The 11332-nt window shown below is 62.7% G+C and carries 12 protein-coding genes and 1 pseudogene; 8 read left to right on the top strand and 5 right to left on the bottom strand.

The window, feature by feature from the left end; all coding sequences use genetic code 11:
- The first annotated feature begins 51 nt into the window (after positions 1–51).
- Together P9M14_06590 and larA are read left to right on the top strand one after the other, a co-directional pair.
- A pseudogene (locus P9M14_06590) lies at positions 52–747 on the top strand (DUF2804 domain-containing protein).
- Positions 748–766: 19 nt separating this feature from the next.
- Positions 767–2071 (top strand): nickel-dependent lactate racemase, encoded by a 1305-nt coding sequence (gene larA, locus P9M14_06585; GenBank protein MDP8255398.1) that lies wholly within the window; start codon positions 767–769, stop codon positions 2069–2071.
- Here larA and P9M14_06580 read toward each other — a convergent pair.
- From P9M14_06580 to P9M14_06570, 3 genes are read right to left on the bottom strand one after another with little or no spacing between them, the layout of a single operon-like run.
- The gene (locus tag P9M14_06580) at positions 2060–2185 is read right to left on the bottom strand and encodes a hypothetical protein (GenBank protein MDP8255397.1); all 126 of its coding nucleotides are present in this window, start codon (positions 2183–2185) and stop codon (positions 2060–2062) included. The genes larA and P9M14_06580 overlap by 12 nt on opposite strands.
- 57 nt (positions 2186–2242) lie before the next feature.
- Positions 2243–2884: a flavodoxin family protein gene (locus tag P9M14_06575; GenBank protein ID MDP8255396.1), complete on the bottom strand. Its 642-nt coding sequence runs from the start codon at positions 2882–2884 to the stop codon at positions 2243–2245.
- 12 nt (positions 2885–2896) lie between these two features.
- Positions 2897–3571 (bottom strand): MBL fold metallo-hydrolase, encoded by a 675-nt coding sequence (locus P9M14_06570; protein ID MDP8255395.1) that lies wholly within the window; start codon positions 3569–3571, stop codon positions 2897–2899.
- 145 nt (positions 3572–3716) lie between these two features.
- Between P9M14_06570 and lon the strand changes: the two genes are divergently transcribed.
- Positions 3717–6074 (top strand): endopeptidase La, encoded by a 2358-nt coding sequence (gene lon, locus P9M14_06565; GenBank protein ID MDP8255394.1) that lies wholly within the window; start codon positions 3717–3719, stop codon positions 6072–6074.
- 222 nt (positions 6075–6296) lie between these two features.
- Here lon and gltX read toward each other — a convergent pair whose 3' ends face one another.
- Together gltX and P9M14_06555 are read right to left on the bottom strand one after the other, a co-directional pair.
- Positions 6297–7721 carry a glutamate--tRNA ligase gene (gltX, locus tag P9M14_06560; GenBank protein ID MDP8255393.1) on the bottom strand — a complete coding sequence of 475 codons (1425 nt, stop codon included), beginning with the start codon at positions 7719–7721 and terminating at the stop codon, positions 6297–6299.
- A 26-nt stretch (positions 7722–7747) separates the two neighbouring features.
- Entirely contained in the window at positions 7748–8548 is an 801-nt protein-coding gene (locus P9M14_06555; GenBank protein MDP8255392.1) for a sulfite exporter TauE/SafE family protein, read from the bottom strand.
- A gap of 140 nt (positions 8549–8688) precedes the next feature.
- Between P9M14_06555 and P9M14_06550 the strand changes: the two genes are divergently transcribed.
- The 5 genes from P9M14_06550 to acpP are packed head-to-tail and all read left to right on the top strand — an operon-like array spanning position 8689 to position 11331.
- Positions 8689–9180 carry a DUF177 domain-containing protein gene (locus tag P9M14_06550; GenBank protein MDP8255391.1) on the top strand — a complete coding sequence of 164 codons (492 nt, stop codon included), beginning with the start codon at positions 8689–8691 and terminating at the stop codon, positions 9178–9180.
- A 2-nt stretch (positions 9181–9182) separates the two neighbouring features.
- Positions 9183–9365 (top strand): 50S ribosomal protein L32, encoded by a 183-nt coding sequence (gene rpmF, locus P9M14_06545; protein MDP8255390.1) that lies wholly within the window; start codon positions 9183–9185, stop codon positions 9363–9365.
- Between the two features lie 9 nt (positions 9366–9374).
- Positions 9375–10313 carry an ACP S-malonyltransferase gene (gene fabD, locus P9M14_06540; GenBank protein MDP8255389.1) on the top strand — a complete coding sequence of 313 codons (939 nt, stop codon included), beginning with the start codon at positions 9375–9377 and terminating at the stop codon, positions 10311–10313.
- Positions 10313–11056: a 3-oxoacyl-[acyl-carrier-protein] reductase gene (fabG, locus tag P9M14_06535; GenBank protein MDP8255388.1), complete on the top strand. Its 744-nt coding sequence runs from the start codon at positions 10313–10315 to the stop codon at positions 11054–11056. Before fabD ends, fabG begins: the two co-directional genes overlap by 1 nt.
- A gap of 23 nt (positions 11057–11079) precedes the next feature.
- The gene (gene acpP / locus P9M14_06530; protein ID MDP8255387.1) at positions 11080–11331 is read left to right on the top strand and encodes an acyl carrier protein; all 252 of its coding nucleotides are present in this window, start codon (positions 11080–11082) and stop codon (positions 11329–11331) included.
- The last annotated feature ends 1 nt before the right edge of the window (position 11332 follow it).

Here is an 11332-nt window from a genome sequence, read left to right as displayed (position 1 = left end):
GATCACCGAGTTCAACCTCAAGAAGCCGCTGGCTAAAACACGCAGTTCTCCGCATCGCCCACCGACGGCGAGAGCAGCATCGGCAAGGGCAAATCGCGGATCTGCGCCCGCAACACGATCGTCGATGGCAGTCGCGCGCTGAGCGTTGATTTCGGCGACGCGTTGCGCGGCGAGATCGTCTATCGCGAGCCGGGCAGCGGCGTTTCGACCGCCAGCCGCCAGTCGATGTTCGGCTTTCACTACACCTACAAATCCGCCGGACTGCCGATCGAGGGCAAGGTGACGGTCAACGGCGAGGAGTACGTGTTTTCGAAAAACGCCCTGGCGCTGCTGGACTGGACCGCCTCGACCCCGCCGCGTCAGACCGCGTGGAACTGGGCCGCGGGTGTGGGCCACGACGACGAGGGCAATCCGATCGGCATCAACTTCAGCACCGGGCTGATCGCAGCGGGCTACACGCAAAACGCGGTTTGGATTAGTGGCCATCCGCAGATGCTGGTCGGCGTCAACTTTGATTACGATCAACGCGACGTACTGGGCAAACCCTGGCACGTGTACTCAGTGGACCACGTTGTTGATTTGACCTTCCATCCCGACCTCGAACGCTTCGAGGACGTCAACCTCGGGATGGTGGCCAGCTCGCTGCACCAGCCGTTCGGCAAGTTCGAGGGCACGATCAAGGTCGGCGGTAAAAAAACAGAGGTCAGCCTGTTCGGCTTCTGCGAGGAGCACTACGCCAAGTGGTAGGCATGAATCAGGCGCATCAGTGAAAATCGACCTGCGCTACGGCCGCGACGGCTACGAGCTGCACCTGCCCGACGAGTGGGACGTGCGCGTGCTGCGCAAACCGCCGCTGCCCGTGCTCGACGATCCGCTGCATGCGCTGGAGCAATCCCTGGAGCAACCCGACGGCGGCGAGCCGCTGAGTGCGGCGGCGCGCGGATGCAGCAGCGCCTGCATTTTGGTCTGTGACATCACGCGGCCCGTGCCCAACGGGCTGATTCTGCCGCTGCTGATTCGCCGATTGCTCGATTACGGCATGGCCCTGGAACGGATCACGATCCTGATCGCCACGGGCCTGCACCGCCCGAACCTCGGCGCGGAGCTGGCCGAGCTGATAAACGATCCGTGGGTGCTCGAACACGTGCGCATCGTCAACCACGACGCGCGCGACCACGAGCAGCACACGGACCTGGGCGCGACCGACGCGGGTACGCCGATTATGCTCGACAAGCGTTTGGTCGAGGCCGACCTGCGCATCGCCGTGGGCCTGGTCGAGCCGCACTTCATGGCCGGCTACAGCGGCGGCCGAAAACTCGTGGCGCCCGGCGTGGCCCACGAGCGCACCATCACACGCCTGCACAGCGCGCAGCTGCTTGAAGATCCGCGCGTGACCAACTGCAACATCAACGACAATCCGCTGCATGGCGAGCAGCTCCAGATCGTGCGCAAGCTCGCGCCGCTCTACGCCATCAACACGGTGCTCGATGAGGAACGCCGGGTTTGCCTGCTCAATTTCGGCGAGGTCGAACGCAGCCATGCGCGGGCCGTGGAGTTCGTCCGGGCCCACGCCGAGCTGTTGATTCACGAGCGCTTTGCCAATGTGGTCACCACGGCCGCGGGACATCCGCTGGACGCCACCTATTACCAGGCGGTCAAGGCGATGGTCGGTGCGTCCGATGCGGTGCAGCCCGGCGGCGCACTGTTTGTGGCTGCGGCCTGTTCCGAGGGCCTGGGGTCGCCCGAGTATTGCCAAGCCCAACAACGTCTGATCGATTTGGGGCCCGACGAGTTTTTGGCGCGGCTGCTGGATAAACGGAACGCGGCGGTTGACGAGTGGCAAACCCAGATGCAACTGCGCGCCACACGGCGCTTTGGCGTACATCTGTTCAGCCAAGGGCTCAGCGCCTTACAGCGCAGCCTGACCGGCGTGCAGGTTGTGGACTCGCTGGAACGCGCGCTGTGGCGCAGCGTCGAGCAGTCCGGCGATTCGCGCCTGGCCGTAATCCCCGAGGGCCCGTACCTGATTCCCAAGTATGAGCTCGCGGATGGAGTAAACTCAGTTTCTTAAATACTCGTCGAAGAAATCGAGGATGTCGTCCATCTTCTGCTCATAGCCGTAGGGAACTTGCAGCACGGATATCGGCGCGGTGCTCATATCGTTGAGCAGCTCGTGATACGGCACCAGCGCGTTGCTGATATTTAATAAAATTCACTGCGCTTATGGGTTGAGAAGGTTTCTTTAGCCGTTTATCCGCCCCGCCAAGTCGATAGCGCGTTTGACCACGCCTTGGGCAGCTAAAATTCCGACCACGTCCGAGTCGACGGCGTGTTTATCGTCGGGCGCGGCGTTGACCAGAAGCGGGTTGGAGATTCCGGCTGCGCCGAGCAGTGCGCCGCTGTTATGGTGGCTCACGGGCAGCATTTCAAGCACCAAAAAGCTCCAGACGATCGATTGCAATGTGGTCTCCAGCCCCGCGTTGCGGCCCCAACCCACGGCCAGGGCCACGCCGGGTTTGTCGGCCATGCAGCCGCGGTGCGCAGGGCTGAAGATAAACGGCCGCGTGCGGTCCAGCAGGCAGGCTAGGCGTCCGGACATGCGGCCGTAGTACGCGGGCGAGGCCACGACCAGCACGTCCGCGGATTTGATCGTGTGCAGGATCGGCTCGGCCTGGTCGTCGATCTTGCAGATCCGGCCCTCGTCTTTGTTCTTCAGGCACCAGTTGCAGTGGTTGCAGTCGTCGATGCGCAATTTGGCAAGCTCGATAATCTCGCAATCAACTTCAGAGCTTGGCAGCGGTTCCAGCGCGCGTTGGATAAAGTGGCAGGTATTGCCGTTCTTGATCGGCGAGCCGCAGAGGGCCACAATTTTCAGTCTGTTCATCAGTAATCCAGGTTAATGTAATGCCAAATGCTGGCGGATGAAGCGCTGCACGCGGTCCGCGCCGCGAATCACCCCGGCATGGCCTTCGCATAGGATCTCGGGACGGCGTTGCATGATCTGCTGCATTGAGTCGCGCCAGAGGCTCAGGTCGGAGTCAAAGGCGGGCGAGAACGGACCGTGGATGTCCTGGCCAAAGATGACCAATCCTTGATCCTCTTGTAAATAGAGCACAATCGAACCGGGAGTATGGCCCGGCGTGTGGGCCCATTCGATGGAGATCGGACCGACCTCGATGGTGCCACCGGCACCGCGCAATATCTGATCAAGGCAGATCGGCTCGAGCAGCAGGCCGTACATTGAGGCGGCAGTACGCCTTAAGTCCGCTGTCTCCATTGCCGGTGCGTCGAGCTCGTGAGCCACAAGCTGCGCGCCGCTGATGCTGCTCAGCGCGTTGGCTCCGCCGATGTGGTCGATGTGCCCGTGGGTGAGGATGATTGTATCCAGCTCGTTGGGATGCAGGCCGCACTCGGTCACGGCCTCGGCGATCTCGGTTGCGCTCGATCCGCAGCCGCTGTCAATTAAAACGCCGGTATTGCCGTCCATAATCAGGTAGACCAGCGCGTCTGCCGGATCGGTCAGGTCCGGACCACCGACCACGAAGATCCTTTCGGTGACTTTCTCAACCATGGCGGCAGATTAGCACGCGTTGCGCGAGCGCTGAAAAGATATTTTCCCCGATACATGACGATTGTCAGGGATTACGGTTGCTTTGGCGAGTATCGTGGTTATTGTTCATAGAATGAACCGGTCGTCCCGTGGAGGTAGATTACCAATGGAATTTAGAACCAACAGCATCGTCGATGTTCCGTCCCAGCTGACAATATTGCCGCTGCGTAACGCCGTGATGTTTCCCAATACGATTATTCCGCTAACCGTTGGCCGTAAGCGCACGCTCAAGGCGATCGAGCTTTCGTTGCAACAGGATAATAACTTGATCGGCGTGTTTGCTCAGAAGGTCGGCGCCATCGAAGACCCGATGGAGAAGGATCTGTACGATGTGGGCACCCTGGGTCGGATTCTCAAGGTGATCGACATGCCCGGCGAGACCAAGACCGTGATGGTTCAGGGCGTCTCGCGAATCCACATGGAACAGTTGGTCGAGACCGAGCCTGCGCTGCTGGCGCAGATCAGCCCGATGGACGAGGAGGCGATCGAGGAGGATCCCCACGTCCAGGCTCTGATGCACTCGCTCAAGGAGATGGCGCAAAAGGCGGTCGAGCTTTCCGACAATCTGCCCACCGAGGCCGCGCAGTTTATCCAGGATATGGAAAGCGCCTCGGGGCTCTCCGACTTGGTCGCGAGCAACCTCAATCTGCCGATCGATAAAAAAATCGAACTGCTGATGGATACCGACCTGCGCAGCCGTTTGCGCACCGTGCTCGAGGTGCTGCACAAAGAGGTCGCGATGCTCGAGATGTCCAAGAAGATCCAGTCGGACATCAAGAAAGAGATGGACCGCGGCCAGCGCGAGTTCTATTTGCGCAAGCAGATGGAGGCGATCCAAAAGGAGCTGGGCGAACTCTCCGGCGAGGGGAGCGAGGCCGACGAGCTGAGGAAGAAGCTCGAAGAGGCCAAGATGCCCGAAGAGGCCGAGAAGGTTACGCTCAAGGAACTCGACCGGCTGTCCAAGATCAACCAACAGAGCGCCGAGTACGGCGTAATTCGCACCTACGTCGACTGGCTGCTCGACGTCCCCTGGTCGGTGCGCACCGACGACATCCTCGACATCCAACGCGCCGAGCAAATCCTCAACGAGGACCATTACAACCTCGAGAAGGTTAAGAAACGGATCCTCGAATACCTCGCGGTGCGTAAGCTCAAGAAAGATATGAAGGGTCCGATCCTCTGTTTGGTGGGTCCTCCGGGAGTGGGCAAGACCTCGCTGGGCAAGTCCGTGGCGCGCGCGTTGGGCCGCAAGTTCCACCGCGTATCCCTCGGCGGCATCCGCGACGAGGCCGAGATCCGCGGACATCGTCGGACCTACGTCGGCGCTTTGCCCGGCCGGATCATCCAGGGCGTCAAGCGCGCCGGCACCCATAACCCGGTGTTCATGCTCGACGAGATCGACAAGCTCGGATCGGACTGGCGCGGCGACCCCAGCTCGGCCCTGCTCGAGGTGCTCGACCCGGAGCAGAATTTCATGTTTTCCGATCACTACCTCGAGGTGCCGTTTGACCTAAGCGAGGTGTTGTTCATCGCCACGGCCAACATCACCGACACCATCCCCGGACCGCTGCGCGATCGGATGGAGATCATCGAGATTCCGGGCTACACCCAAGAGGATAAGCTGCACATCGCCAAGGGCTTTATCGTGGGCCAGCAGATCTCCAATCACGGCCTGAGTCCCGAGCAGATCAGCTTTGATGACGACGCGCTGCGCAAGATCATCGACGACTACACCCGCGAGGCCGGAGTGCGCAATCTGCAACGCGAGGTGGCCTCGGTCTGCCGCGGCGTGGCCAAACAGATCGCCTCGGACGAGAGCAAGTCGCTGGCGATTACCGCGGACAACCTGCGTACCTACCTTGGGTCCGAGAAGTTTTATTCGGAGATCGCCGAACGTACGGCCAAGTGCGGTGTGGCAACGGGTCTGGCCTGGACCCCGGTCGGCGGCGACATCCTGTTCATCGAGGCCACGATGATGAAGGGCACGGGCAAGCTGACGTTGACCGGTAAACTCGGCGACGTGATGAAGGAGTCGGCCCAGGCCGCCCTGAGCTACGTGCGCTCCCAAGCCGTCAATTTCGGCATCGACGAGTCGCTGTTCTCAGAGCGCGATCTGCACGTGCACGTCCCGGCCGGAGCGATCCCCAAGGACGGCCCCAGCGCCGGCGTAACCCTGCTCACCGCCCTGGTCTCGCTGTTCACCGGACGCATTGTGGACCACGAGACCGCAATGACCGGCGAGATCACCCTGCGCGGCTCAGTGCTGCCCGTGGGCGGCATCAAGGAGAAGATCCTTGCTGCCAAACGCGCCGGGATTCACAGCATCGTGCTGCCGGACAAGAATAAAAAGGACATCGAGGACATCCCGGCCGAGGCGCGCGCCGATCTGACCTTCCACTACATCAACCAGATCGACCAGGCCCTGGAACACGCCCTGAGCAAAGAACGCGGCAAGGGCTGCTAGGGCGGAGGCGAGGGTTTTTTACGAACGCGCGGAGTGAGCTGTCGCGCCCGGCTTAGAGCCGGAGAAAACCTCGCGCATTGCGATTGGTTTTTAACAACGACCAATCCCGCGTCGCGGCATGGGTCGACGCTAGACGACCAGGAAAATATGCGAGTATTGCAGCGGCTCGAAGCCGCCCCCGCGAGCGCCTACCAATATTGTTGAACCCAAAATATTCGCGCTCTATTCGGCCTCGGTCAGGGGCAGGGAGCCGTCGCGCACATTGTCGATGCGCGAGCGGATGCGCTCGATGCTTTGCTCGCGGCCGATCAGCCGCAGCACGGTGGTGATCGGCGGGGTGGCGGCGCGGCCCGAGATGATCACCCGGCACGGCTGAGCCACCTTTCCCAGCTTGAGCCCGAGCCGCTCGGACAGCTCGCGTAGCGCCTGCTCGATCGGCTCGTCTTCAAACGGCTCCACGCTCTCCAGGGTCTGGGCCAACGCCTCGAGCACGTCGGCCGACTCGGGCGCGAGATTTTTGCGCACGGCCTTGGGCTCGAAAGTCGCGGGCGGCGCGAAGAAATACTCGGCGAGCTGGGTCATCTGCACCAGGGTCGTGGTGCGCTCCTTGAGCGGCTTCACCAGCTCCAGGAACCATTCGTCCGAGGGGATGGCGAATCCGCGGCGCTCGCAAAACGGCCGCGCCACTGCGGCGAACTGCTCGTCACTAAGCTGGCGGATGTGCCAGCCGTTGAGCCAGGTGAGTTTGTCCACGTCGAACACTCCGGGCGAGCGGCCGATGCCGCGCACGTCGAACGCCTCGACGAACTGCTCGGGGGTGAACGTCTCCAGATCGCCCGAGGCCCAGCCCAGGCGCGCGAGGAAGTTGACCACAGCCTGGGGCAGGTAGCCCTCGTCGCGGTAGTACTGAATGCTCACCGCGCCGTGACGCTTGGAGAGCTTCTTGCCGTCCTTGCCCAAGGTCAGCGGCATGTGAGCGAACTGCGGCAGGTCGAACCCCAAGGCGTTGTAGAGCTGGACCTGCTTGGGCGTGTTGTTCAGATGGTCCTCGCCGCGCAGCACAAAGTTCACGCCCATCAGCGCGTCGTCGATCACCACCACGAAGTTGTAGGTCGGCGAGCCGTCGGAACGCACGATGATGAAGTCGTCCAACTCGTTGTTGGGGTACTCGATGTCGCCCTTGACGTGATCGTGGAACGCGGTGACCCCCTCTTGCGGCATCTTGAAACGGATCACGTGCGGCCCCACGTCCGGCCCGAGCCCGAGTTCGCGGCAGGTGCCGTCGTACATCGGCTTGTCGCCGCGCTCGCGGGCGCTCTGGCGCATCTGCTCGACCTGTTCGGCGCTGCACGTACAGCGATAGGCCCGGCCCTGCTCGACCAGCCGCGCCGCGTGTTCCAGGTGCAAATCGCGCCGCTTGGATTGGAACAGCGGTCCCTCATCCCAGCTCAGGCCGAGCCACTGCATGGCCTCGAGGATCCCCGCGATGCTCTGGTCGGTGGTGGTCTGCTCGTTGGTGTCCTCGACCCGCAGCAGGAACTTACCGCCTGATTTGCGCGCCAGGGCCCAGTTGAGCAGGGCGGTGCGCGCCCCACCGATGTGCAAATATCCCGAGGGACTGGGGGCAAAACGTGTCTTGATGCTCATTACTACGCTCCTCAATTCGGCGCAGGTTACAGGATAATCATTCTTACGCCCACTGCCAGCATCAGCAGCGCAAAGATTCGCCGCAGCTTGGCTTGGTCGGTGCGCGTGGCCAGCCGCGCTCCGGCCCAGGCAAAGGCGATCGAGGGCGGGGCCATCAGCGCCACGGCCGGCAGATAGACCAGGCCCACGCTCCCCGGGGGCAGGGAGGCGTGGTGGCCGCTGCAAAGCCGCACCAGGGCTCCGATCAGGGCCAGCATCGTCACCAGCACGCAGGAATTGGCATGAGCGCGATGGGCGTCGATCCTCATCACGAGCTCCTGCATCGGCACTGCGACCACGCCGCCGCCTACACCGAACAACGCGGAGATTGCGCCGGACAGGGCTCCGATGAACGCGAATCCGCCTCTGTTCCAGTTGCGCGCCTTGATCCAACGCGGCTCGCCGCTGAACATTCGCCAGGCGACCAGCAGGCCGAATACGCCGAACAGCCGCGCGATCAGTCCGCCGTGCAGGTTGATTGCCAACAGCGAGACCGCCAGGGCGGCCGCGGCTCCGGCCGGGGCCAATGCGGCCACAACGCGTAGGTCGGTGTGCCCCTTGAGCGCATAGGTGATGGACGAGGAGCTGCCGGTAAAGATTATTACGGTCAGACTGGTGCCGATCGCAACCTGGACCGCACTGTTCACGTCCAGACCGAATTGCATTAAAACATATGTGATAACGGGGACATTGATTAGTCCGCCGCCCACGCCGAGCAGGCCGCCGGCGAATCCGGCAAAGGCGCTGGTGAGCAGTAGCAATCCTATGAAAATCGGCTCGGGCAGCATCGGGCGGCACGCTAGCGTGCCGTGTATACTCTGTCAAGCGCAGCGTGGCGGTTGCCCGCTGATGAATAATCTGGGCTGACTCTTGACTTGACCTTTGAAAAAACTATATTAACGCCTGCACTGGTCGAGGCGGCAAGGGCATGCAACCTAAGAAGATTTCACTGCGTCAACTTGCCCAAACCCCGCGACCCCTGCGGATCGAGCTGTGCGCCGACTGGCTGGCCGCGTGTATCAGGCGCGGCCACCCCGATGTCGAACAGGTGCGCGACGGCTGTTTCCAGGGGCGCGGCTATTTGACCAGCCAGGGAGCGGTGATCCAGGGCCGGATCGAGCTGGAGTTCACCGCCGTGTGTTCCAGGTGTCTGGGACCGATCGACGTTCGAGCGCAGGTGCCCTGCAGATGGATCGCCTCGGACGTCCGTGAGTTGATAGCGGACGACCTTGAGACGCTGCCGGTGGACGGCAGCGGACAGGTCGATTTGGCAGCGCCGATGGCCGAGGCGATTGATCTCAATTTGCCTTCGGTGCTGTTGTGTAGCAATGATTGCCGCGGCCTCTGCGCGAGGTGCGGCGCCGACCTTAATCGCGGCCCATGCGGCTGCTCAATAGGCCCTAAGGCCCGTCAGGAGTAATCATGCCAGTTCCCAAGCGCAAAGTTTCCAAGGCGCGCCGGGACAAACGCCGCACGCATCAGAAGATCGCCGAGCCGACCACGATGCTCTGCCCCGAATGCGGCGAGCCCGCACAGCCGCACCATGCCTGTCCTCATTGCGGCATGTACAAGGGACGCCAGGTAATCGAGGCCGAGGAGGAATAGTCCTTGGCCGTGGCCCGAGTCGCGCTGCTGTTCCCCGGTCAGGGGTCGCAGTGGATCGGCATGGGCCGAGCTCTGTGCGAGGAAGACGAGCAGGTCCGCTCGATCTTCGAACGCGTCGAATGGGCCTCGGGAGTCGAGCTGCATCGGCTGTGCTTCGATGGACCCGAGGACGAACTGCGCAGTACGCCGAACTTGCAGCCGTGCCTGCTGGCAATGGGCGTCGCCGCCTGGACCTACCTTAAACAGCGCGTACCGATCCAGCCGTGCTGCTCCGCCGGTCACTCGGTGGGCGAGTACGCGGCGCTGGTGGTCGCCGGAGCGCTCGAGCTTGAGGACGCGGCGCGGATCGTGCGCGAGCGCGGGCGTCTGATGCAAAACGCGGTTCCCGAGGGCCTGGGCTCGATGTACGCGCTGATCGGTCTCGACGCCAAGGTGATCGATCAGGTATTGCGCGACATCCGCCGCCGCGGCGGCCGGGTCTGGCCGGCGAACTTCAACGGCGGCGGCCAGGTGGTGATCTCCGGTCTGGAACGCGATCTGCAAGAGGCGCTGCCCGAGCTTCGGGCGGCGGGCGCACGCCGTGCGGTCAAGCTGCCGGTTTCCGCGCCGTTCCACTGCCCGCTGATGCAGCCCGCGGCCGACGGCCTGCGGCCGTTTTTCCAGCGGGTGGCATTTACCGATCCTCAGTTTCCTGTATACAGCAACGTCGAGGCCGCGCCGCACCAATCGCCCGAGCGGATGGCCGAGCTGTTGGTGGCGCAGATCGTCTCCCCGGTGTTGTGGGAGGACTCGGTGCGGCAGATGATCGACCACGGCGCGGACCTGGCGATCGAGCTGGGCGCGGGCAGCGTGTTGACCAAGCTGCTTAGGCGCATCAGCGACGAACTGCCGGTGTTGAGCTTCGAGCGGCCCGAAGACCTGCCGGCGGTGATCGAGGCGCTGGCCTGATGGCCGGTCGCTCCGTACTGGTCACCGGCGCATCCAAGGGGATCGGGGCGGCCTGCGCCGCACGCCTGGCCGAGCCTGAGGGTACGGTCTGGATCAATTATCACAGCGACGAGGTCGGGGCGTCGGACACGGCGCAACGTGTCAAACAGCGCGGCGCGCGAGCCGAGTTGATTAAGTTTGACGTTTCGGACCCCGATGGAGTAAAGAAAGCGTTTACCAGGATCAAGAGCGAGTCCAAGGGGCTCGACGTTCTGGTGAACAACGCGGGGATCAGCCGCGACCAGATGATCGCATTGCAGAAGGTCGATGATTTCGACCGGGTGTTGGCGGTCAACCTGCGGGGCGCCTACTTGTGCTCCCAACAGGCGGCGCGGCTGATGATCAGACAGCACGGCGGCCGGATCGTTAACGTCAGCAGCGTGGTCGGACTGGCGGGCAACGCCGGTCAGAGCGCCTACGCCGCGAGCAAGGCGGGGCTGATCGGGCTGACGCTGTCGCTGGCCAGGGAACTGGCCGGTCGTGGGATCACGGTCAACGCCGTGGCGCCGGGTTGGATCCAGACCGCGATGACCGCGGATCTGGACGAGACGACCAGGCTCGCCGCGTTGAAGCAGGTCCCGTTGGGGCGGCCGGGGCGACCCGAAGATGTGGCCGCGGCAGTCGAGTTTTTGGCCTCGGAGCAGGCCGCGTACATCACGGGTCAGGTACTGCGCGTGGACGGCGGAATGTCCATGCGATTCTGAATCAGGAGGCAAGGGGAGGAGCCATGAATACAGTCGAGATCGAGCTACAGGTTAAGAAGCTGATTGCCAAGCAACTTGAGATAGACGCAGACCAGATTCGCAACGATGCCGAGTTCATCAAGGACCTCGGTGCGGACTCCCTGGACGTGGTCGAGCTGATCATGGCCATCGAGGACGAGTTCGACATCGGTGAGATCCCCGATGAGGCCGCCGAGAAGGTCAGCGTGGTTCAGGACGTGATCGACTACCTCATCGATAAATTCAAAAGTAATTAGG

Source organism: Candidatus Alcyoniella australis, assembly GCA_030765605.1.
GTDB lineage: Bacteria > Lernaellota > Lernaellaia > JAVCCG01 > Alcyoniellaceae > Alcyoniella > Alcyoniella australis.
The sequence above is the reverse complement of the archived record's forward strand: the minus strand, read 5'-3'. Positions and strand labels throughout refer to the sequence as shown.